23 protein-coding genes are annotated in these 23,413 nt (G+C 48.0%); 2 read left to right on the plus strand and 21 right to left on the minus strand.

The annotated features are described in order from the left end of the window. Positions 1–12 precede the first annotated feature (12 nt). The 13 genes from atpD to mioC all read right to left on the minus strand — a co-directional run bounded on the left by atpD (position 13) and on the right by mioC (position 11,840). A complete protein-coding gene (gene atpD / locus CWC22_RS19485; RefSeq protein ID WP_010384876.1) occupies positions 13–1,398 on the minus strand; it encodes a F0F1 ATP synthase subunit beta in 1,386 nt (461 codons plus the stop codon). A 32-nt stretch (positions 1,399–1,430) separates the two neighbouring features. After that, the gene (gene atpG / locus CWC22_RS19490; RefSeq protein ID WP_010384875.1) at positions 1,431–2,291 is read right to left on the minus strand and encodes a F0F1 ATP synthase subunit gamma; all 861 of its coding nucleotides are present in this window, start codon (positions 2,289–2,291) and stop codon (positions 1,431–1,433) included. Positions 2,292–2,343: 52 nt separating this feature from the next. Beyond that, entirely contained in the window at positions 2,344–3,885 is a 1,542-nt protein-coding gene (atpA, locus tag CWC22_RS19495; protein WP_010384874.1) for a F0F1 ATP synthase subunit alpha, read from the minus strand. Positions 3,886–3,899: 14 nt separating this feature from the next. Next, positions 3,900–4,433, minus strand: coding sequence for a F0F1 ATP synthase subunit delta (gene atpH, locus CWC22_RS19500; RefSeq protein ID WP_010384873.1), 534 nt, complete (start codon positions 4,431–4,433; stop codon positions 3,900–3,902). A gap of 15 nt (positions 4,434–4,448) precedes the next feature. Then, positions 4,449–4,919 (minus strand): F0F1 ATP synthase subunit B, encoded by a 471-nt coding sequence (gene atpF / locus CWC22_RS19505; protein ID WP_010384872.1) that lies wholly within the window; start codon positions 4,917–4,919, stop codon positions 4,449–4,451. 49 nt (positions 4,920–4,968) lie between these two features. Next, positions 4,969–5,202: a F0F1 ATP synthase subunit C gene (gene atpE, locus CWC22_RS19510; protein ID WP_008222392.1), complete on the minus strand. Its 234-nt coding sequence runs from the start codon at positions 5,200–5,202 to the stop codon at positions 4,969–4,971. Positions 5,203–5,268: 66 nt separating this feature from the next. Beyond that, entirely contained in the window at positions 5,269–6,126 is an 858-nt protein-coding gene (gene atpB, locus CWC22_RS19515; RefSeq protein ID WP_010384870.1) for a F0F1 ATP synthase subunit A, read from the minus strand. Positions 6,127–6,142: 16 nt separating this feature from the next. Further along, the gene (locus CWC22_RS19520) at positions 6,143–6,523 is read right to left on the minus strand and encodes an ATP synthase subunit I (RefSeq protein WP_125561151.1); all 381 of its coding nucleotides are present in this window, start codon (positions 6,521–6,523) and stop codon (positions 6,143–6,145) included. Between the two features lie 138 nt (positions 6,524–6,661). Continuing rightward, the gene (locus tag CWC22_RS19525; RefSeq protein ID WP_125561153.1) at positions 6,662–7,615 is read right to left on the minus strand and encodes a ParB/RepB/Spo0J family partition protein; all 954 of its coding nucleotides are present in this window, start codon (positions 7,613–7,615) and stop codon (positions 6,662–6,664) included. A gap of 15 nt (positions 7,616–7,630) precedes the next feature. Continuing rightward, positions 7,631–8,416, minus strand: coding sequence for a ParA family protein (locus CWC22_RS19530; RefSeq protein ID WP_010384867.1), 786 nt, complete (start codon positions 8,414–8,416; stop codon positions 7,631–7,633). 14 nt (positions 8,417–8,430) lie between these two features. Beyond that, positions 8,431–9,051: a 16S rRNA (guanine(527)-N(7))-methyltransferase RsmG gene (gene rsmG, locus CWC22_RS19535; protein WP_125561155.1), complete on the minus strand. Its 621-nt coding sequence runs from the start codon at positions 9,049–9,051 to the stop codon at positions 8,431–8,433. A 16-nt stretch (positions 9,052–9,067) separates the two neighbouring features. Beyond that, positions 9,068–10,957 carry a tRNA uridine-5-carboxymethylaminomethyl(34) synthesis enzyme MnmG gene (gene mnmG, locus CWC22_RS19540; protein ID WP_138539805.1) on the minus strand — a complete coding sequence of 630 codons (1,890 nt, stop codon included), beginning with the start codon at positions 10,955–10,957 and terminating at the stop codon, positions 9,068–9,070. A gap of 436 nt (positions 10,958–11,393) precedes the next feature. After that, a complete protein-coding gene (gene mioC, locus CWC22_RS19545) occupies positions 11,394–11,840 on the minus strand; it encodes an FMN-binding protein MioC (protein WP_125561159.1) in 447 nt (148 codons plus the stop codon). Positions 11,841–12,470: 630 nt separating this feature from the next. On the opposite strand from mioC, the gene CWC22_RS19550 reads away from it, so the two are divergent. After that, a complete protein-coding gene (locus CWC22_RS19550) occupies positions 12,471–14,033 on the plus strand; it encodes a serine hydrolase domain-containing protein (RefSeq protein WP_138539806.1) in 1,563 nt (520 codons plus the stop codon). 43 nt (positions 14,034–14,076) lie between these two features. Here the strand turns inward: CWC22_RS19550 and mnmE are convergent, their stop codons facing one another. Then, positions 14,077–15,441 (minus strand): tRNA uridine-5-carboxymethylaminomethyl(34) synthesis GTPase MnmE, encoded by a 1,365-nt coding sequence (gene mnmE, locus CWC22_RS19555; protein ID WP_125561163.1) that lies wholly within the window; start codon positions 15,439–15,441, stop codon positions 14,077–14,079. A 97-nt stretch (positions 15,442–15,538) separates the two neighbouring features. On the opposite strand from mnmE, the gene CWC22_RS19560 reads away from it, so the two are divergent. Continuing rightward, the gene (locus CWC22_RS19560) at positions 15,539–17,689 is read left to right on the plus strand and encodes a winged helix-turn-helix domain-containing protein (RefSeq protein WP_138539807.1); all 2,151 of its coding nucleotides are present in this window, start codon (positions 15,539–15,541) and stop codon (positions 17,687–17,689) included. Here CWC22_RS19560 and CWC22_RS19565 read toward each other — a convergent pair. The 7 genes from CWC22_RS19565 to rpmH form a co-directional block, all read right to left on the minus strand. Further along, a complete protein-coding gene (locus CWC22_RS19565) occupies positions 17,684–18,445 on the minus strand; it encodes a TlpA family protein disulfide reductase (RefSeq protein WP_230090598.1) in 762 nt (253 codons plus the stop codon). The two genes, CWC22_RS19560 and CWC22_RS19565, sit on opposite strands and share 6 nt — an antisense overlap. Then, positions 18,442–18,903 carry a TlpA family protein disulfide reductase gene (locus CWC22_RS19570; RefSeq protein WP_138539808.1) on the minus strand — a complete coding sequence of 154 codons (462 nt, stop codon included), beginning with the start codon at positions 18,901–18,903 and terminating at the stop codon, positions 18,442–18,444. Before CWC22_RS19570 ends, CWC22_RS19565 begins: the two co-directional genes overlap by 4 nt. A 27-nt stretch (positions 18,904–18,930) precedes the next feature. Next, complete coding sequence (locus CWC22_RS19575) at positions 18,931–19,602, minus strand: cytochrome c biogenesis protein CcdA (protein WP_138539809.1); 672 nt, start codon at positions 19,600–19,602, stop codon at positions 18,931–18,933. Positions 19,603–19,887: 285 nt separating this feature from the next. Then, complete coding sequence (gene yidC / locus CWC22_RS19580; protein WP_125561171.1) at positions 19,888–21,561, minus strand: membrane protein insertase YidC; 1,674 nt, start codon at positions 21,559–21,561, stop codon at positions 19,888–19,890. An 8-nt stretch (positions 21,562–21,569) separates the two neighbouring features. Continuing rightward, a complete protein-coding gene (gene yidD / locus CWC22_RS19585; protein WP_230090599.1) occupies positions 21,570–21,902 on the minus strand; it encodes a membrane protein insertion efficiency factor YidD in 333 nt (110 codons plus the stop codon). Positions 21,903–22,155: 253 nt separating this feature from the next. Further along, positions 22,156–22,590 carry a ribonuclease P protein component gene (rnpA, locus tag CWC22_RS19590; protein WP_125561173.1) on the minus strand — a complete coding sequence of 145 codons (435 nt, stop codon included), beginning with the start codon at positions 22,588–22,590 and terminating at the stop codon, positions 22,156–22,158. 7 nt (positions 22,591–22,597) lie between these two features. Then, positions 22,598–22,732, minus strand: a complete 135-nt coding sequence (rpmH, locus tag CWC22_RS19595; RefSeq protein ID WP_010384852.1) for a 50S ribosomal protein L34 — start codon at positions 22,730–22,732, stop codon at positions 22,598–22,600. Between the last annotated feature and the right edge of the window lie 681 nt (positions 22,733–23,413).

The raw sequence follows: 23,413 nt of genomic DNA on the forward strand, positions 1-23,413 counted from the left end.
ACAACCCCCTAATTACATGTTTTTGGCTTTTTCGATCGCTTCGTCGATTGAGCCAACCATGTAGAAAGCCTGCTCTGGCATGTCATCGTATTCACCGTTTAAGATGCCTTTGAAGCCAGAAATAGTGTCTTTCAGTGAAACGTATTTACCAGGTGCACCTGTGAATACCTCAGCAACGAAGAACGGCTGAGACAGGAAACGCTGGATTTTACGTGCACGAGATACAACTTGCTTATCTTCGTCAGATAGCTCGTCCATACCTAGAATTGCGATGATGTCTTTCAGCTCTTTATAACGCTGAAGTACAGTCTGAACGCCACGTGCAGTCTCGTAGTGCTCGTTACCGATTACTAGCGGGTCAAGCTGACGAGATGTTGAATCTAGTGGGTCTACCGCAGGGTAGATACCTAGAGACGCGATATCACGTGAAAGTACAACGGTTGCATCAAGGTGCGCGAACGTCGTTGCTGGTGACGGGTCAGTCAAGTCATCCGCAGGTACGTATACGGCCTGGATTGACGTGATTGAACCAGTCTTAGTCGATGCGATACGCTCCTGTAGTACACCCATCTCTTCTGCAAGAGTTGGCTGATAACCTACCGCTGAAGGCATACGACCTAGTAGTGCAGATACCTCAGTACCCGCCAGCGTGTAACGGTAGATGTTATCTACGAAGAACAGTACGTCACGACCTTCGTCACGGAACTTCTCTGCCATAGTCAGACCAGTCAGAGCAACACGCAGACGGTTACCCGGTGGCTCGTTCATCTGACCGTATACTAGCGATACTTTGTCTAGTACGTTTGAGTCGTTCATCTCATGGTAGAAGTCATTACCCTCACGAGTACGCTCACCAACACCGGCGAATACAGAGTAACCGCTGTGCTCGATTGCGATGTTACGGATAAGTTCCATCATGTTTACGGTTTTACCTACACCAGCACCACCGAACAGACCAACTTTACCACCCTTCGCGAACGGACATACAAGGTCGATTACCTTGATACCTGTTTCAAGTAGCTCAACTGAGCTGCTTTGCTCTTCGTATGAAGGTGCAGCGCGGTGGATTGACCAACGCTCTTCTTCACCGATTGGGCCGGCTTCATCAATTGCGTCACCCAGTACGTTCATGATACGACCAAGTGTTGCTGTACCAACTGGAACCTTGATTGGCTCAGCTGTACCTTCTACTGAAGTACCACGGCGCAGACCGTCAGTACTACCAAGTGCGATACCACGTACCACACCGCCACCTAGCTGCTGTTGCACTTCTAGTGTCAAACCAGCCAGGTCGCCTTCTGTAACTTTTAGTGCGTCATATACGGCTGGCACGTTGTCTTGTGGGAACTCGATGTCCACAACGGCGCCGATAATTTGGACGACCTTACCTAAACTCATGTCTATTCCTCTCGTTAAACTTTGCCGAAGCGTTACACGGCAGCTGAACCAGATACAATCTCACTGATCTCTTGTGTGATTGCAGCCTGACGCGCCTTGTTGTATACCAGCTGTAACTCATCAATCAGGCCACCTGCGTTATCTGTTGCGGCTTTCATCGCAACCATACGGGCAGCTTGCTCAGAGGCAGCATTCTCAACTACACCTTGGTAAACCTGAGACTCAATAAAGCGCACTAGTAGTGTCTCTAGAATCGCCTCTGGGTTTGGCTCATATAAGTAATCCCAAGCGTGAGCTGATACTTCTTCTTCAGCTTTTGGCAAAGGTAATAACTGATCGATAACAGGCTCTTGCTTCATTGTGTTCACAAAGTTGTTGTACACAACGAATAAGCGATCAATTTTGCCTTCTTCGTATGCTTTTAGCATCACTTTAACAGGACCAATTACGTCCTGAACGGAAGGCGCATCTCCTAACCCGGCTTTTTTGGCTTCTAGCTCACCGCCAAAACGCTTAAAGAAACCGGCAGCTTTGCCGCCAAGGGTTGCAAATGTTGCATCAACACCCTTTTCTTTCCACGCTTTAACGTCTTTCGCTACATACTTAAACTCGTTTGAGTTCAAGCCGCCACAAAGACCACGGTCAGTAGAGATAACGATGTAACCTACTCGCTTCACCTCACGCTCAATTAAGAACGGGTGTTGGAAGTCAAGGTTAGCCTGAGCAATACGACCGATCACTTTGCGTAAGTTTTCAGCGTATGGGCGGCTGGACGCGACGCGTTCCTGTGCCTTCTTCATTTTAGAAGCGGCAACCATCTCCATTGCGCTGGTGATCTTCTGAGTATTCTTGATACTCCCGATCTTGCTTTTTATCTCTTTTCCGCTGGCCATGACTCTTTCTCCGAATCTGGGTGAGTAGTTAACTACTCACCTTCATAACACATTACCAAGTTTGCGTAGACTTGAACTTCTCTAGAAGTTCTTTCAGCTGCGCTTCGATCTCGGCGTTGTAGTTACCAGTTTCATTGATTTGAGTCATTAGCGCTGCGTATTCGCTTTTCGCGAATGCGATTAGGCTTGCTTCAAAATCAAGTACTTTGTTGATTTCGATGTCTTGCAGGTAGCCTTTCTCAACAGCGAATAGAGACAGAGACATGTCAGCAACAGACATTGGTGCGTACTGTTTCTGCTTCATTAGCTCTGTTACGCGCTCACCGTGCTCAAGCTGGGCACGTGTTGCATCGTCAAGGTCAGAAGCGAACTGAGAGAACGCCGCTAGTTCACGGTACTGAGCTAGCGCTAGACGGATACCACCACCTAGTTTCTTAACGATTTTAGTTTGCGCTGCACCACCTACACGAGATACCGAGATACCAGCGTTAACAGCTGGACGGATACCTGCGTTGAACAAGTCAGTCTCTAGGAAGATCTGACCGTCGGTGATTGAGATAACGTTGGTAGGTACGAATGCAGAAACGTCACCACCTTGAGTTTCAATGATTGGCAATGCCGTCAATGAACCTGTTTGACCTTTCACTTCACCGTTGGTGAACTTCTCAACGTAATCAGCGTTAACACGTGATGCACGCTCTAGAAGACGTGAGTGAAGGTAGAATACGTCACCTGGGTATGCTTCACGGCCCGGTGGACGCTTAAGTAGTAGTGAGATCTGACGGTAAGCAACAGCTTGCTTAGACAGGTCATCATATACGATTAGCGCGTCTTCACCACGGTCACGGAAGTATTCACCCATAGTACAACCAGAGAACGGTGCCAGGAATTGTAGTGCAGCAGACTCAGATGCTGATGCAACAACAACAATGGTGTTCTCAAGAGCGCCATGCTCTTCTAGTTTACGTACTACGTTAGCAATGGTCGAAGCTTTCTGACCAACCGCAACATACACACACTTAACGCCTGTGTCTTTTTGGTTGATGATAGCATCGATAGCCAGTGCTGTTTTACCAGTCTGACGGTCACCGATCACTAGCTCACGCTGACCACGACCAACTGGGATCATAGAGTCGATAGACTTATAACCAGTTTGTACTGGCTCGTCTACTGATTGACGCTCGATTACGCCCGGTGCGATTTTTTCAACTGGCTCAAAACCATCGTTGTCTACCGCGCCTTTACCGTCAATCGGCTCACCTAGTGTGTTTACAACACGACCTAGCAGACCACGGCCTACTGGTACTTCAAGGATACGACCTGTTGATTTAACTTTTACGCCTTCTTTAAGGTCTGCGTATGGACCCATTACTACCGCACCTACTGAGTCGCGCTCAAGGTTCAATGCGATAGCATAACGGTTGCCAGGAAGCTCGATCATCTCACCCTGCATACAGTCAGCAAGACCGTGGATGCGGATGATACCGTCGGTAACAGATACGATAGTACCTTCGTTACGCGCTTCACTTACAACTTCAAACTGCTCAATGCGTTGCTTGATCAGTGCAGAAATTTCTGTGGAATTAAGTTGCATGCTCTTTTTCCCAATTACGATTGTAGCGTCGTCACAAGACGATCTAACTTGCCGCGAATAGAGCCGTCAATGACGGTATCGCCAGCTTTAATGACCAGACCACTTACGATGGTTTCGTCGATGCTACAATTCAGCTTAACTTTGCGTGCGAAACGTTTCTCAAGTGCCGCGACCAATTTTGCTTGCTCTTCTTCGGCAAGCGCTGCTGCTGAAACGACGTTAACGTCGATTTCTTTGTCATAGTCTGCTTTAAGTTCAGCAAACAAATCTGCAACAGCTGGAATGGCGGCTAAACGCTCATTTTCGGCCATCAGCTTGATAAGATTTTGGCCTTGTTCGTCGAGTTGCTCAGCGCATAGCTTGATGAATACATCAGACTGCTCTGCTTCGGTAGCAATGCCACCCAGTAGCAGCTGAACCTGTTCATCGCGGGCCACTTGGCCTGCGAAGAACAGCATTTCATTCCAAGCTTCAACTGTGCCTTTCTCAACGGCAAGTTCAAAAGCCGCTTTAGCGTATGGGCGAGCGATAGTAGTCAATTCAGACATGCTCATACCCTCTACTTAAAGCTCAGCGACAAGTTTTTCAACGATGTCACTGTGTGCGGCTTGATCGATTTCACGCTCTAAAATCTTCTCTGCACCAACCACAGCCAGAGTCGCTACTTGTTGACGTAGCTCTTCTTTCACGCGGTTGCGCTCAGATTCGATCTCAGAGTGTCCCTGAGCAATGATTTTCTCACGCTCTTGCTGACCACGAGTTGTCTCTTCGTCAACAATCAGCGTTGCACGCTTTTTAGCTTGTTCAATGATTTCGCTAGCTTGAGTTTTCGCTTCTTTCAGTTCTTCAGCAGCTTTTTCGCGCGCTTGCTCAAGATCTTTTTCAGCTTTGTCAGAGGCAGCTAATCCATCTTCGATTTTCTTCTGGCGAGCTTCAATCGCACCATTTAGTGGTGGCCATACGAACTTCATACAGAACCATACGAAGACCACAAATGCGATTAATTCACCTATTAGAGTGGCGTTTAAGTTCACGACCGCTCCTCCTTACTTGACAGTTGTTCGTTTCAGGTATTTTGCAATATTAAAGAGCGAACAACATGTACATAGCGATACCTACACCGATCATTGCAACGGCATCGATAAGACCAGCTAGGATGAACATTTTAACTTGTAGTTGAGGCGCAAGCTCAGGCTGACGAGCACATGCTTCTAGGAACTTACCACCCATGTTACCGAAGCCTAGTGCAGTACCGATTGCACCAAAACCGATTAGTAGAGCAACAGCGATAAGTTTAATAGCAACTGCGATTTCCATTTTTATCTCCAAAGTTTCAATAGTAAATTAAAGTTAAAGTTTAAAAAATTCTTTTATTTCAGCTAATTAGTGGCTTTTTGTGCTAGCCATGCTGAGGTAAACGATAGTCAGCATCATAAATACGAATGCTTGCAATACGATTACCATGATGTGGAACACAGCCCATACAAAGTGCAGTGGAAGCTGCATCAGGCCGATTGCACCGATCAGGATGAAGATCATCTCACCTGCATACAAGTTACCGAACAAACGCAGTGCCAGCGAGAAAGGCTTAGCAACCAATGCGATTGTTTCAAGTAGCAAGTTACATGGGATAAGAATTGCCATCACTAATTTGTTCTTTGAGCTGAACGGGTGAAGCGTAAGCTCAGCAATGAAGCCGCCCAGACCTTTGATACGAATTGAATACCCGATCATCAGAATAAATACGCCCAGTGCCAGTGCAGCAGTCATATTCACGTCTGTGGTCGGTACAATCTTCATGTAAACATCATGTGGGTCCATACCAAATGCTTGCTCACCAACGAAGCCGGCGAAAGCAGGTAGGAAATCAACTGGAACCAAATCCATCAAGTTCATTAAGAACACCCAGACAAAGATAGTCAGGGCCAAAGGCGCGATCAGTTTGCTATTGCCATGGTAAGTGTCTCGCACGTTATCACCAACGAGCTCAACAACCATTTCAATAAAGCACTGGAATTTACCAGGAACGCCTGTGGTGGATTTTTTAGCGGCACTTCGGAAGATCCATAAGAATATAAGACCTAAACCGATGGACCATGCGAGGGTATCTATATGCCATGTCCAGAAACCACTGTCCGCACATGCTTTATTGAAGGCCAGACCGGCATCGGTCGAACACATCTTGGCATTGGTCAAGTGGTGCTGAATATGGCTCGATAGAGTCACTTCTTCTGCAGCCATTGTTTTATCCTAAAAGTTAATGATTAAAAAAAATCAGAACCAACCATTGTGTCAGCATCACCAGCATATAAGTGCCGAAAAACGGCAGCATGACGACTGGAAAGTGCTTAAAAATGAGCGCAAAAAGCACAACAGTTAGCAAAAATTTTAATCCGTTTCCTCGTTTCAAAGAGGAATACACTTGATTTGCCTTACTGGCACCCATAAATCGGAATGCATAAGCGGCAAATACAAAATTAGGGAGTACCAGCACCGCACCGCCAGCCAACGCCGACAAGCCTGCTTCCACTCCCCAACCAATAAAAACTATTACTGCAGCAATGATAGCTACGAGACCCTGATACAAAACACCTTTTAATGCGGCACGCCGATATGGGCTTGCTAACGAATGAGTCACTTATAATTAACCTTAATGACGCTAAATTTTATCAGGGCTAGAAAACTGGCGAAATTATACTTATTTCTGCTCAATTTGCAACTTGACGAGACGAAATGTAACGCTTTTCGAGCGCCCATTTCGCCTTAAAAGGTAAGATTACGAGGGTTGTTGAAAATCGGGCTGGATACGCCCCAAAATTCCGTCTAATTCATCTAAATTTGCATAAGAAATCACCAGCTTACCTTTGCCTTTTTGGTTATAATTTATCTCCACTTTGGCCCCCAGGTTCTCTGCTAGCTGTTGCTCAAGCAGTTTAACGTCCGGATCTTTCTCTTTTGCTGGTTTTTTCTCCACGGGCTCTAACATAGCACGCACCAGTTTCTCGGTTTCACGGACCGTTAGTCCTTTAGCAACCGCGGTTCTGGCCGCTTCCGATTGCTGCTCACCGGTCAGTGCAAGTAGACAACGGGCATGACCCATTTCAATATCACCATGTTCCAACAAGATTTTTACATCATCATTGAGATTATTGAGACGAAGTAAATTGGTCACTGTGGTACGTGATTTGCCTACGGCGTCAGCAACTTGCTGATGGGTTAGTTCAAACTCGTTCAGTAATCGGTCGAGTGCAACAGCTTCTTCCATGGCGTTTAGATCTTCACGCTGAATGTTCTCAATCAGCGCAATGGCCACTGCGGCTTCATCCGCAACATCTTTGATGATACAGGGCACCACATCCAGCTCAGCAAGCTGCGCAGCGCGCCAGCGTCGTTCACCAGCAATGATTTCGAATTGGTTTTCAGCGATCGGGCGCACCACTATCGGTTGTAATACACCTTGTGCCCGGATCGAACTGGCAAGCTCTTCCAGCGCCTGTTCAGACATGTCCTTGCGCGGCTGATATTTACCACGTTGCAAATACTCAATGGGCAACCGTTGTAATTCCTGATCGGTCACCTCATGGTTTTGCGTCGTCTGCTCGGGTTCAACGGCACGCTCGGTGCCCTGGGTTTGTGTGACTTCAGGCTGAGCAGGTTGAGGCGCAGCAGGTTTTGCTGAACTCAACAGGGCATCCAGACCTCGACCCAAACCGCGTTTTTTCACCGACATTATTTTTTCTTCCTCTTAGGCAACAGCTGCTGCTTGTTTTTCCTGACGGCGGAGCATTTCTCCGGCCAACGCCAAATAGGCTTTGGCGCCACTGGATGCTCTGTCATAGTACATCGCTGGCGCACCAAAACTCGGCGCTTCTGCCAGACGCACATTGCGTGGGATCACCGTGCGGTATACTTTTTCACCAAAGTGCTGTTTCAGCTGTTCAGATACATCATTCGCCAGGCGGTTACGTGGATCGTACATAGTACGTAAGATCCCCTCAATCTGTAAATGGGGATTGACCAGCTTAGAAAGCTGCGTGATGGTATCCATCAGCGCTGTGAGTCCTTCCAGTGCATAATACTCACACTGCATAGGCACCATAACAGAGTCAGCTGCCGCCATTGCGTTGACCGTCAGCATATTCAAAGAAGGCGGACAATCAATAAAAATAAAATCGTACTGGTCCAGCACCGATTCCAGTGCATTACGCAAACGCACTTCGCGGGCGAACAATTCCATCAATTTAACTTCTGCCGCGGTCACATCACCGTTAGCAGCAATTAAATGGTATTCGCCGGACGTTTCTTTGCTGATCACGTCCTGAATGGGGGTCTCTTCGATCAAAAGATCGTAAATGGTTGCTACTTCACCATATTTGTCAACACCGCTGCCCATGGTCGCATTACCTTGTGGATCCAGGTCAATCAGCAGGACCTTACGCTTGGTCGCAGCCATGGAAGCTGCCAGGTTAACTGCAGTAGTGGTTTTTCCCACACCGCCTTTTTGGTTTGCGATCGCAATGACTCTAGCCACTATGTCCTCGAATACTAGTCTTTTTTCAGAATGATTAAATGACGTTCACCATCCAGCTCGGGGACCTGTAAACTAATATCACGTTCCAGAGTCACACCGGCAGGCAGGCTATCCAGTTCCTGCTGCGGAAACTGACCTTTTAACGCCAGAAAGCGGCTTTCGTCATCGACCAGATGTCCACACCACTGAACCATATCCTGCAAAGAGGCAAATGCACGGCTCAGTACACCGTCTAATTTAACACTTGGTTGATATTCTTCAACACGAGACTGAACGGGTGTGACGTTTTCCAGTCCAAGCGCATGTTTTACCTGGGTTAAAAAACGTACACGCTTACCAAGGCTGTCGAGCAAAACAAAATGCGTATCGGGCAGGGCGATGGCCAGTACAATCCCAGGTAATCCGGGTCCGGTACCCACATCGATGTAATTTTTGCCGCTCAGGTGAGGCGCAACGACTAACGAGTCCATGATGTGTTTAACCATCATTTCTTGTGGATCGCGCACTGAGGTCAGGTTGTAGGCTTTGTTCCATTTATCGAGCAGCCCGACATAATCGACGAGCTGCTGCTTCTGTTGTTCAGTTAGCGTGATGTCCGTACGGGCTAACAGGGCTGTAAGTTGTTCTAATAACACAGTCTTCCGTTTGTTGTTACGCAGACTTGCGTAACAACCCTTGCTTCTTCAGATACACTAATAATAGCGAAATAGCAGCAGGGGTGATACCAGAAATGCGAGACGCCTGGCCGATTGTTTGTGGTCTGGCTTCTGACAGCTTAGCCACCACCTCGTTTGACAGACCGCTGACCTGAGCGTAATCGAACTCAGCCGGTAATAGCGTTTCTTCGTGACGCAGTTGTTTGTTGATCTCATCCTGCTGACGTGCAATATACCCGGCGTACTTAGTCTGTATCTCAACTTGCTCCAGCGCCTGAATATTGTCCTGTTCGCTGGCCAACCCTTCAATCTGCATCAGTGTGTTATAACTGACTTCCGGGCGACGGATCAGATCTTCCAAACTGGCTTCACGGGTCAGTGGCGACTTCAGCAATTCATTCACCTGCGCCAGTGCAGGATGATCTTTGTGGATCCAGGTGTTACGCAGTCGCTGCGTTTCCTGCTCCATGACTTCCAGCTTATTGTTGTAAGCTGCCCAGCGCTCATCATCCACTAAACCCAGTTTACGGCCTTGTTCTGTCAGACGCAGGTCGGCGTTGTCTTCACGTAACAGCAAACGGTATTCAGCACGGCTGGTGAACATGCGATACGGTTCTTTGGTCCCTAAGGTTGCCAGGTCATCGATCAAGACTCCGGTATAAGCCTGATCACGACGCGGTGTCCAGGCATCCAGACCCTTAACTTGCAAGGCCGCATTCATACCGGCGATTAAGCCTTGTGCGCCGGCTTCTTCATATCCGGTGGTACCATTGATTTGGCCAGCAAAGAACAGACCATTAATAAATTTGGTTTCCAAAGATTGCTTCAGGTCACGCGGATCAAAGAAATCATACTCGATGGCGTAACCAGGACGACAAATATGCGCATTTTCAAAACCCTGAATTGAACGCACGATCTCCAGCTGAATATCAAACGGCAAGCTGGTGGAGATCCCGTTTGGATACAGTTCGTAAGAAGTCAGCCCTTCCGGTTCAACAAAGATCTGATGTTTCTCTTTATCAGCAAAACGAACGATCTTATCTTCAATAGAAGGACAATAACGAGGCCCAATTCCTTCGATCACACCGGCATACATAGGTGAGCGATGCAGGTTTTCACGGATCACGTCATGGGTTTTCTCATTGGTATACGTGATGTAGCAAGGGATCTGTTGTGGATGATCCGATGTTTTACCCATAAATGAGAATATCGGCGTTGGCGTATCACCTGGTTGTGCTTGCATCACAGAAAAATCAACAGTGCGTGCATCGATACGAGGTGGTGTGCCTGTTTTTAGCCGATCAACACGGAAGGGCAGTTCACGTAAACGCTGTGCCAATGCAATTGAAGGCGGATCGCCTGCACGGCCACCTTTAAAGTTTTCCAAACCAATGTGGATCTGGCCACCAAGGAAAGTACCGACTGTTAATACTACCGTTTCGGCACTGAAGCGCAGTCCCATTTGGGTAACAACCCCTTTCACCTGATCCTGCTCAACGATCAGATCATCACACGATTGCTGAAAGATCTTCAGGTTTTCTTGGTTTTGCAAAATATCCTGGATCGCCGCTTTATACAGTGTGCGATCTGCCTGAGCACGAGTCGCTCTTACAGCAGGACCTTTAGATGAGTTCAGAGTACGGAACTGGATCCCGCCTTTGTCGATCGCTTTGGCCATTGCGCCACCTAACGCATCGATCTCTTTTACCAGATGACCTTTTCCGATCCCGCCGATTGCTGGGTTACAGGACATCTGTCCCAGGGTGTCCATATTGTGTGTTAACAATAAGGTATTCATGCCCATACGTGCTGCAGCTAATGCTGCCTCAGTACCTGCATGACCACCACCAACAACGATAACGTCAAAATGCTCGTGATAAATCATTTACGGGATCCTACTTAAAAACAACCAGCAAATTTCGAAAGGGTGCGTATTCTACCCAGAAAAACGCAGAAGTGAAACGTTTAAATTTTAATCAGGGTCAAAAGGATCACTTAAATATATATAAGGATCTTTTTAAAGATCTTTATTAGATCTTACTATTAGATCAGCCCGGATCTGTGAATAACGATGTATTCCTTATTTGATCCAAAGAGTTAGTTCAGATCATATGGTGTGAATTAGATCGGATCATCACGATGAAAAGCTTTGATCAAAGTGGCTATTTATTCACAGCCTAAGATCCAATGAAAACTATCCAATGGATAAGTATGTTTAGATCCGCAGTTAGATCAAGGGTTATCCACAATGCGATCTAAGAAAGAGTCATTTTGTGAATAACTTCTGTGTAAAAGATCTCATCACTGATCCGCTTATCGGATTAACTGGCCTGATCCAATTGCTGTTTTAATGTGGGCAACCAGGCGATGGCGGCATCTTCCGGCAGTGCTTCATCTTGTACATCGATCTTTAATACCGGTAAAAGCTGCTGTGCGCCTTTATCTGACAATAGCTGCGCACAGTTACTGGCGGCCAGATTAAAGGTGTCATAACTTGAGTCGCCAATACCCACTACGGCAAATTGCACATGGCTCAGATCTTCATGATCAGTCAGTTGCTCTATAAAAGGCAGCAGGTTGTCCGGATAGTCGCCGGCACCATAAGTAGATGTGACCACCAGCCACAAAGAATGCTGACAGGCACTCAGGTCCGGTTGTTCATGCAGTTGCGTGTTGAATTCACTGGCATCAAGCTGCTCGGCAAGCTGTTCTGCAACGTACTCTGCGGAGCCCATTTGGCTACCTATGATGATCTCAATATTGCGCATGCGGCGTTAGATCCTGATTACTGACTCTGGGCGTATTCGCGACATCTTAATGACCTTCACAGAGAAGTAAAGCCTTGATCTGAGTTTGGGATAAAAAAATCTAGCGCAATTAGTAATCAAATTACACAGTTTTGAAATTAATACATATTAATCAGTGGTTTAATAAAATATTCCAAATGCTAACCCGGTGTGCTTGTTGTGGATAAACCGCGAATATCCTGATGCTTTTTGGGGTTATCAGGCCCTACAGAAATGCCTGTAAAGGGTCAAAAGCAGGGCAATTTTTAGCTTGTGGATAGATTCTGGTGCATAAGGCGATCTGATCGTCTTTTCATGACAAGAAAGAGGATCTATAAAGTTTGATCTATATAATGAAATAATCTAAAAAATGGCGATCTTTTTCACATCGTTGACAGGATCGGGTGTTTGGCGTTGCTGTTTATGTTGTACAGCCACCTCTAAATGATGGTGTGATGTGAGTATTTTTGCTCGCCAGAGCACTGTTTGCGACACCGATGTTCCTTTATGAAATACAAATATTGACAGAAATGCGCGGTTTTTCATCAATTACTCACAGTTTGCAGTGTGATCTGAGCATAATCTAGGCGCAGTTTTCAAAGGAGCAAACGGATGAAATCACTCAACTTGGGCGCTGCGCTGATCTGTATCGGTGTGCTGAGCGCATGTGTTAGCCGCAATGAACGGCCGGCCATTACCATTGAACAACCTGAATTGACGGCAATCGCGATGACTCAGGTGACGCTGGCAGCCAGGGTCACTGATAAGGATGATAACCTGAAATCAATCGCCTGGCGTCAGGTCTCAGGGCCGGATGATGCTGTGCTACATGTATCGGGTGATCAGGCACAAAGTATCGATGTACGCCTTCCCACAGCCGCCGGCGAATATACTTTTGAGATCACTGCCACGGATGAGCTTGATGTCTATCAGAGCAAACGTTTCACTGTGATCGTAAAGTCGCTGCAAGAAACCGTCTTTGTGCAACTTGATGATTTGTTATCGCAGATTTACGAAGCGGATAAAGCCTTGATCCCTGGCATCCAGGCCCTGATAGATTTCAATCAGGATGGAGTTGTGTGGCGAGGTGCTGTTGGCTATCGGGATGCACAGCAGACTCAGGTGTTAAAAACAGATACGCCGTTTCGCATTGCCAGTATTTCTAAGTTATTAAGTGCAGCAGTGACCTTTTCCATGATTGACGAAGGACTATTTACGCTGGATACGCCGATCACAGCGTTGATCTCGCCAGAGGATATGCCCTTGGGTTATAGCATCGAGGACTTGCATGTTGCTCAGGGCGTGAAACGTGGGGGATCACTTACGATCCGGCAACTATTAGATCAAAGTACCGGGATCCGTGATTTTATTTCCTATTTGCATGACCCGTTAGCGCCAGACACGCGTTCATTTATTGCGGCACTGCAAGGCGGTGAAGATGATATTCCGGCGCTATGGCGCTCTGATTTGCTTATTGCCGATCTGCTAGAGCGTGGTTTAACACAAAACCTGGAGGCTATGCCGGGAGAAAAACACCTGTATGGCAACAGTAATACCGATTTACTCGCCTGGGCACTGGAAAAGCACACCAAAAAGCGCTTTGAGCAGCTGTTATATGAGCGTGTGTTGCAGCCGCTCGGTATGGACAACACTTATATGGATCGGCATGAACCGATGCGTGGTTCAGAGCAGATAGCGCACCACTACTTTTATATTCCTGAACATGAGGAGATCCCCTCTGAACTGAGTGGTAATCACAATGTGGTTGCACTTGAGGTGAATACCTCTTTTGCCTGGGCTGGCGGCGGGATGGTCTCCACACTGGATGATCTCAATGTGTTCATGACGGCTCTTCATCAGGGGCATTTGGTTGAGGATCCTCAGTTACAAACGGAAATTGCCGAGCACTGGCTGAGCGAAGTGCCTGAAGAGGACGTTCAGGAACATTATGGCCTGGCGCAGGAGCGGTTTGATTTTGAGGGCTATTCCACAATCGGACATTCTGGGTTCTGGGGCACTAACGCAACATTTGTTGAGCCGCTGGCGATCCGTATGGTCACGGCAAGCCATCAGGTATCTGCGGAGAGTTTTTATGAATTTGAGCAAGCTGCCATTGCGTTATTTCACGAACTGGGCATAAAAGGCGTGGCGCCGCTCACCAAAGATACTCAGTGACGGAAGAGTAAGACGCACCTAAGCGGTGCGTCTTAGTATTGTATTACTTACCAATACAGAAAGAGCTGAAGATCTTACCCAGCAAGTCGTCGGAGGTGAATTCACCGGTGATTTCATTAAGGTATTGTTGTGTGAGTCGCAGTTCTTCAGCCAGGATCTCGCCGGCAATGTGCATTTCCAGCTGAGTCTGGCCAATCTCCAGATGTTCTGCGGCACGTTCCAGCGCGTCGAGGTGACGGCGACGTGCCATAAAGCCACCTTCGGTTGCACCGGTAAAGCCGATACAGGCCTTGAGATGTTCACGCAACAGATCAATCCCTGTGCTGTCTTTAGCACTGAGGCGGATCAGGGCATGACCATGATCGTGACTGGTACCGGTCTGTTCACCACTGAGGTCAACTTTATTGCGGATCACGGTGATGTCCATGCCGGCAGGCAGTTGTTCAATAAACTCTGGCCAGATCCGGGCAGGATCGGTTTCATTGGTTTCGGTACCGTCAACCATAAATAGCACGTGATCTGCGGCGCGGATCTCATCCCAGGCACGCTCAATACCGATTTGTTCCACTTTATCCGGACTGTCGCGCAGGCCTGCTGTGTCAATGATGTGCAGCGGCATGCCATCAATATGGATATGTTCTCTCAGTACATCCCGGGTGGTGCCGGCAATATCGGTGACAATAGCAGCTTCACGGCCTGCCAGCGCATTGAGCAGTGATGATTTACCTGCATTTGGCCGACCCGCGATCACCACTTTCATGCCTTCACGCATAATGCTGCCTTGCTTGGCCTGTTGGCGCACCACACTGAGCTGCGCGATGATGGCGTTCAGGTCGCCAGCCACTTTGCCATCAGAGAGAAAGTCGATTTCTTCATCCGGAAAGTCAATGGCCGCTTCCACATACATGCGTAAATGGATCACTTGTTCCACTAGCGCATTGATGTGTTTTGAAAAGTCACCTTGCAGTGAGTGCAGGGCACTTTTCGCCGCTTGCTCGCTGGTTGCATTGATCAGATCGGCAATGGCTTCGGCCTGAGTCAGATCCAGTTTATCATTCATAAATGCGCGTTCAGAGAATTCACCGGGTTTGGCGAGTCGCACGCCTTCGACCTGGCTGATCTCTTTAAGCAGCATGTCCAGCACCACCGGACCACCATGGCCCTGAAGCTCAAGCACATCTTCGCCGGTAAAGGAGTTTGGACCTTTAAAGAACAGCGCAATGCCCTGATCCAGTTGCTCTCCCTGAAGTGTCTGGAATGGCAGGTATTCCGCATAGCGGGTTTTTGGGCATTTTCCGAGTATTTTGTGCGCGACCTGCTCAGCCAGAGTACCTGAAATTCGAATTATGCCGACGCCGCCCCGACCCGGTGCGGTTGCCTGTGCGGCGATGGTGTCTTGTGCGATCATTATGACCCTTGAAAACAAACTCTAATTATCGCTAAGTGTACAGCAAACGTGCGCTGTGAGGTATAGTAGAGGCGGTTCAGATATAAGGATATCCACTGTGGTTGCTTTCGCTCAGTTTCATTTTGATGCAGATAAACAGATATTAAGCCATGCGCAACAAGTTGTGCCATTACGACCTAAAGTTGCTCAATTACTGCGGTTTTTATTGGCCCGTCCACAGCAAGTGATCGCGCGTGAGACGTTGCTGGATGCTTTATGGCAACATGGTGAATATCGTGATGCAGCGTTGACGCAAAGTATGGCTGAGCTGCGCCAGGCACTGGGGGATGATGCACAACAGCCGAGGTTTATCCGCACCGTACCGCAGCAGGGCTATCAATGGATCTGCCCACTTACTCAAGTGAACCGCAATAAGCGCTGCATGATATGGGCGACTTTTTTGAGTATCGCGCTGTTGATTATCGGGGGAGTCATTGGTTATGCCAGTCAATCTGCGCCTAAGCCTGTTATGGCGCAGGAGGCGCGACCTGCTTTGACCATTTTGCCGCTGAACAATGATACCGAAGTGGCCGCCAATGCGTGGTGGGGGTATGCATTGCATGCAGCACTGGTGGCACGCTTGCAATCTGACTATCAGCTAGTCCCGCCGGCCCAGCAGGCAGAAGTGAATAGTAACAAACAGGTAGCGCTCACCTTGTCCCGTCAGCAACAGCGTTATGTACTGACCATCAGCTCCGCAGGGCAACAGCAAAAGGTAGTGGTTGAGCAGCTTGATATGGCGTTTGACAGCGTGGCAGATCAGGTCATTGCTGCACTGAACTTATTGCCTGATGGGCACGCCAGCCAGACCCGTCGGAGTGAGACAGCATCCCAGGACTATTACCGTGGCTTGCAGGCCCTGGACGAACAAGGCAGCAGACTGGCAAAGTCATATTTTGAGGCTGCCTTGACCCAACATCCTCAGCATCTGGCTGCGCAGCTCGAATTGGCCCGCATTACCTGGCAACAGGGAGAGCTGGCACAGGCCAGCGCAGTGTTTACCAGCATGGACGTGAGTAACGCGGCGCCTGCAATCAAGGTGCGCTATTATCTGTATCAGGCAGAGCTCAGCAAGGCGCAGGGTCATTACGCTCAGGCACTGACAGATGTGCAGTTGGGGCTGGATCTTGCGCAGCGTCATCAACTATTGGAGCAACTGGCTACGGCGTATCAGTTGCAGGCCGATCTGCTGTGGTTGGATCAACAGTGGGATGCACACAGTAAGGCCCTGAACTCGGCATATGCCCTAATTGGCAGCCGCGCACTGGCTTATCAGGATGCGCAGCGTGCGTTTTACCTGGCTAACCCGCCTGTTGCCGGGCCTGAAGAAAAGCGCTTACTGGATCTTCAAAGCAGCCGAGAAGTGTTACACAATACAATCACCTACTATCGCCAGTCGCCGCAGCGTTTGCTGCTGGCACGCGCTTTGTTTGCTTATGGCCAGAATTATCTGGTGCCAGTTGTTGAAAGTGAACCCAGTTTACTGGAAGCGCTGGAGATTGCATCCAATCTGGGCGAAGACTATCTAAGAAAGCAAATACTTACTTACCTTGGATTCTATTATATTCAGCTTCACAGAGGGGATGAAGCCCTTACGTACCTGGCGCAGGTTGAGCCGGATCCCCAGTGGCTCCCTCAGTATGAATTGCACTGGTTACTGCGTGGCATGGCCATCATGGATGGTGCGCTCACTCACCGTGACGCGCCGGGGTTGGCCAGTGCCATAGAGATATTTGAGCAACTGTTGGCCTGGGATAAAGTCTCTGTAATGACCGCAGCACATGCTCAGTTGATGCTGGGTTGGAGTCTGATAAGACAAGGTGAGCTGGAACAGGCTGAAGCACATGTCATGCAAGCACGGGCAGTGTATCAGCGGCTGAACCTGGCAGATACGCTGAGTTATACCCGTTATACTCAGATGTATATCCGTTTATTGCGTGGTGACGCTGAGGCTGCACTGGCCGTGATAGTCGATCCGCATAATGCCAGTCACCTGGAGCTGTTGTATGGCGCGGCGGCGGCCTGGTTCGTTCAGGACAACACTTTGTCATATCAGTTGAGCGAGCTGCTTGCTGCGCGGGAGCACAGTGATGCTCTGATCGCGCAGCTGAGTCAGATCAGGGCAGGATCAGAGCATACTTTCCAGTTAGTCAGTACAATCCTGGATAAGCCTTATAGCGTCTATTGTCAGAGCAACTGGGCACTATAAGGGAAAAGACGGTACCCGGTTAGCCCGGTAAATCACTTTACCTTGTTTGTTTTGCACCACCCAGTAGGGCAACTCGGTCACCGCAAAGTAGCGAAACAGCTGATTGTGGCTGTCGAAGAGTATTTCATGATTTACTTTGAAGCGCTGTTGGTAGGCGATGACCTGAGCTTGATCGACATAAAATGGTTTGATCACGCTCACTACCGGGTAGTTAATCTGCTCTGACAGGTGGTTATTTTGTGCGATCCTGCGTTCACAATCCGGTATATGCTGAAATGGACACAGGCTGTCACTGAAGAACAATACCCGAAAATCAGCATCGGGTGCAGTGGGATCAAAGCGCTGTCCGGACAAGCTATGGAGTGCTTCTTCTCGCGGGGAAGTATCAATGAGGGCTGTTGCTGGCAGTGTGCCCAGTGCCTCCCGTTGTTGCACTTGATCCTGTTCAACCACCAGCCGATAAGGGGTCTGCCTGACGCTATAGCGGATCGCCAGTTGATTGTGGGTGTCGATTTGTAGCGTGACATAGCCTGGAAACAGGGCGGTAAACTGCTCCACACTGGCTTGATTTATGTTGATGTCCGGGTGAATGAAGCGGCGCTCTATACCCGACTGTTGAGGGGGTAAGGCGGTTTGCTGCATATATTCATCCCAGATGGTAATAAAAATATATTCAATGGATGAAGCGGCTGTCCGCTGACTGAGTATGAGCATAGTCAGACTCAGCAATAGGGTGATCGGGTTTAGCAATTTCATGGTTTTACTCCTGACTGTGTTGCCAGGTGTTGTTTAAGCTCATCGGTCAGCAGGGCGCTGCGATAAATTTCTGTGCCATTGGCATCGAGTAAAATGTGCTGAGGCGTACCTGTGACCTGATACTGATGTGTGATGTCACCTGTGGCATCGAACACCACAGGAAACGGGTAGTCATGGCGCTTTATATAGGTTTTGATACCCTGAATGGTCTGGTTAAAGCCGACATTCACAGCGATGACCTGATAGCGGCCCTGACTTTGTTCATAGGCTTGTTGAAGGTGGGGCATTTCTTCAATGCAGTAAGCGCACCAGGTAGCCCAGAACTTCAGATAAGTCATCTTCCCTTTACTTGATATCGCCTGGCCTTGCAACGTATCAGCCTGTAAAGGGGGATAAGATTTGGCGGTGGCCGTGACTGAGAGTGCCAGTAGTAAGATGCCTGTGAGGATTTTTGTCATGATGGTCTCCATAATGGTTTCCTTGCGTTATAGCCAGCTTTTGCCAGCCTGAATAAGAAAATATTGCGCCATGAGCAGCAGAAGTAGTGCGCTGGCAGTGGGGACATGCGTGAGCCAGGCGCCCGCGCGGGGCAAACGAGCTAGAAACTGACTGCTCAAGCCGGCCAGCAACAACAGGCTGCTCATGCCCAGGGCGAAACTAAATAGCAGCAGAGCGCCAAATAGCAGGTGTCCGCTGGTGGCAACAAACAGCATTAAGCCCCCGAGCACCGGAGAGGTACACGGCGCTGCGACCAGTGCACTGGTCATGCCCATCAGCAATGGACCCTGTGTGCCTCGAAATCCCAGGCCAGAAAAGTGCGGAAAAGTCAGCCACCCTTTATTCACCAGTGCCAGATAAATGAGCACATTGGCAAAGCCAACCTGTATCCAGGGGTTGGATGCAACCACACCAAACAAGCTGCCACTCCAGGCTGCGATGCCACCCAGTAGTGCGTAGATTGCGGCAAAGCCGAGACAATACTGAAGCGGTGCCAGTGTTTGGGTGCGATATCGGGTGAGGGTGGCCAGCGTAATGGGCAATAGAGGATAGACACAGGGTGTAAAGCTGGTTAGTACACCACTAAACAAAGCCAGAGGCAGCAGCCACCAGCTAAGGTGTGCGGTGTGTAATGCGTCTAACAGAGAGAGGTCAAACATAGTGTGCTCGTTAAGTTGTAAAGAGTGAGCACAGCATGCAATGCAAGCGCCGATCCCCCTATCAAAGTGACCTAAAATTATCCTCAAAATTTATCAACATCTTGATTCTAATGATTAAGCTGAAAGAACTTAGTTGTGAGACTGTGAGACTGTGAGACTGTGAGACTGTGAGACTGTGAGACTGTGAGACTGTGAGACTGTGAGACTGTGAGACTGTTCAGGGATTATCACAGGCATAAAAAACGGCCCGTGGTGGACCGTTTTTCTTGTATGTGTATTTGGTAATTAACCGCGGACTTTCATGCCCTTTTTCTCCATGCCACGATAGATATACAGCATCTGGGCAATCGAGATTAGGTTAGAGACCAGCCAGTACAGTACCAGGCCAGACGGGAACCAGATAAAGAACACTGAGAAGATAACCGGCATCCAGGTCATCATCTTTTGTTGCATTGGATCTGTGACAGTCATAGGTTGCAGCTTCTGAGTCAGGAACATACTGGCACCAAACAGGATAGGCAGCACATAGTATGGGTCTTTTGAAGACAAGTCAGTCAGCCACAGCATAAACTCGGCATGACGCAGTTCTGTTGACTCCAGGAATACATAAAACAGTGCCAGGAAGATAGGCATTTGCAGCAATAGTGGGAAGCAGCCACCCATAGGGTTTACTTTTTCCTTGCGGTACATCTCCATCATTGCCTGACCAAATTTCTGACGGTCATCGCCATAACGCTCTTTCAGTGCCTGCATTTTTGGCTGCAGCATACGCATTTTAGCCATTGAGGTATATTGCGCTTTGGTGAGCGGGTAAAGGAATGACTTAACAATAATGGTGATAGCAATGATGGCCAAACCCCAGTTGCCTAATCCACCGATGTTAATATCAAACAGACCAAAGAATGACCCTTCACCAGAATATAAGAACTTCAATAGTTCAAGCAGAGGCTGAGAAATAAACCACAACCAACCATAGTCGACAGTCAGATCCAGATCTTTTTGTAAAGCTTCCAGCGCATCCATGTCTTTTGGACCCATGTAGTAAGTCGCGGTGAGCTGCGCTGTAGCATTGCCCTGAATGTTTGTTGCTTCGCCTTTCACACCTATGATGCTGTTGTTATTGCGTAGCGAGCTGTAAATGGTGTTGTTTGTTGTCTGACCGGGTACCCAGGCACTGACGAAGTAGTGCTGGATAAAGGCGATGTAACCACCCTGAGTGTTTTTGTTCAGGTTTGCTTCGGCCATATCAGAGAATGAGTATTTCTCGTAAGGCTCGTCACTGGTACCATAAGCTGCACCCAGATAAGTCTGGTCAACCATGCTGCCTTTTTCCTGCACTGTGCGCTTGATTTGCGTATACAGTTGCACTTGAACCGGGTCGGCAGTTGAGTTGGTTACATCGTATTCCAATGCCACATCATACTGACCTGGTTTAAATACATAGGTCTTGTTGAACTGAACGCCTTTGCTGTCAACAAACGTCAGCGGCACACGCAGTTCATCACCGCTTAATGTGTAGCTGGTTTGTTCGCTTTGATAGACCGGGCGACCCTGGCTTGATGCATCCGGACCATTCAGGCCGATCAGGCCGCTTTGTGCGAAGTATTCTTTACCTTCGAACTCACCTAATAGCAGATAAGGTTGGTCGCTGCCATGGGTTTCGGCGTGCTGTAGTAATTTCGCCTCGACGATGTCACCACCACGGGTGTCAATTTTTACTGCCAGTACATCGGTGGTTACCGAAATGACTGAGCGAGTAGCCACAGTGGCCTGCATTGGCACATCAGCCTGACTGGAAGCCGGTACGTCGGCTTGGTCATTGTTTGCGGGGCCGGCCACTTGTTGTGTGACGGCACTGGTATCAGCATTGGCTGCGGTTTGTTCCTTTGACCACTCTGTAAAGAGTAAAAAGGAAACCAGCAGCAAGCCGATAAATAAAAACGTGCGTTGCGATTCCATAACAGCTCTTATTTCTCGTGTTGTTTATCTTGCGTTGATTTAGCAGGCACGGGATCAGCCCCACCTGCACTTAAAGGGTGACATTTTAATATGCGTTTAAGCGCTAACCAACTCCCTTTTGCAATTCCATGTAAATTAATTGCCTGGATTGCATAATGAGAGCAGGTCGGAGTATAACGACAGTGTGGTCCCAACAGCGGACTGATAAAGCGCTGATAAAAACGGATCACACCTAATAGCAGTGTTTTGATCAGTGTCTGGCATACTTTGAATGGCCACCGGATCCACGCTCTACATTGCTGCACTATGCGCGATGAGGCTGTGGAGGAGGAGTGATTCATGATGATGCCGTCAGACTGATAACCATTTCCGAAAAATCAATGGGAAATTGGCGATTAAAAGGTGAGCTAACTTTACCTTATCGGGGTCAAAATAGCCATTGAGCCCTATGCGATTTTAGCGAATTCACAATAAGTTGAACTCGAGTAATTGGCGGTTACCCCTGGTTTATGAGGTAAACGAATAACGCGTTCAGGCATTATTGCATTATACGAGCCTGGCTTGAGCATGCGCGTAAGTTCAGTTGTTGTGAGACTAGGACTGTTTGGGATTGTGTTGTTTAGACGCTGGGCGTTTTTTACCTGGACGTTTACGAGGTGGTGGCTTAGGAGCACCAGGTTTACAGCGTTCATTTACTTTACGCCATAATTTCGCCAGTTGTTTGCTGAGCTCTTCATTTGACTGATCGTCAACGCCTGTTTTTACCATCAGAACAATATCAATGTTGTCCAGCTTATGACGGTTTAAGCGGAAGCTTTCACGGGCAAGGCGTTTAATGCGATTGCGTTGGCAAGCTTTTTTACAGCGTTTTTTAGCTACAGTGAGTCCAAGACGTGGGTGTCCGGCATCATTGGGTTTCGCTAAGAGTGTAAAATAAGGAGTTGCTGCGCGAGCGGGGTCGTTAAATACTCGGGAGTAATGCGAGGGAGTTAACAGACGTAACTCCCTGCTGAAGCTAAAGTCTTCCACTTATATATTAAGCAGAAAGTACTTTACGGCCTCTAGCACGACGACGTGCTAGTACTTTACGGCCATTCTTCGTTGCCATACGTGCACGGAAACCGTGAGTACGCTTGCGTTTTAGAACGCTAGGTTGAAAAGTTCTTTTCATAACTAATCCATCCGATCGGTTAAAGTTTAAAACATCCTATGCAGGTCGCGATCCTGGCACAGGTGCCATTGCGAGCGCGAGATATTAATGCCGCGGCGTAGGAAAGTCAATCATAATCGCGCCATCAAGCATAGATTTTAGCCATAAATAACAAAAAACGGTCATTCTGGCGGTTATCCTCTGAGGTAAACGCTCCGCATTATACCTTTATACTATATAGAGTGGGATCAAAATCCGCAGATTTAGCGATCCATTTGGTTCGTTCAGATCGGATCCGATCTGTGCGTGCGGGTGTGATCAACTTAGATCGGATCAAAATAAGGTTTTCCACACAGCTTGGGTGAAAAGTGGCAACATCCTCTGGAAAACTTAAAATGATCGTGTTTTTTAGATGAGATCTTGGCGTATTTTTGCTAAGATCAGTAAACAGGGTGAAAAATAAAATCCCAACAAAAACAATTGGATGTATTTGTTTCTAGGAAAGATCCTGATTTTTAAAAAAGTCAATATTGATGTTGTGGATAAGATCCCCTCATAATACCCGGCTTCCACCTATGTATTTATGATAACAAACAAGCATTTCCGTCGATCCTTTGGATTAGCTGTGTATAACCTTGTTGGTAAATCTGGCAATATCCTTGGTTTTTATGTACGGGAATATTAACTATTTCGGAGTGCGAC

The organism is Pseudoalteromonas rubra (assembly GCF_005886805.2).
GTDB lineage: Bacteria > Pseudomonadota > Gammaproteobacteria > Enterobacterales > Alteromonadaceae > Pseudoalteromonas > Pseudoalteromonas rubra_D.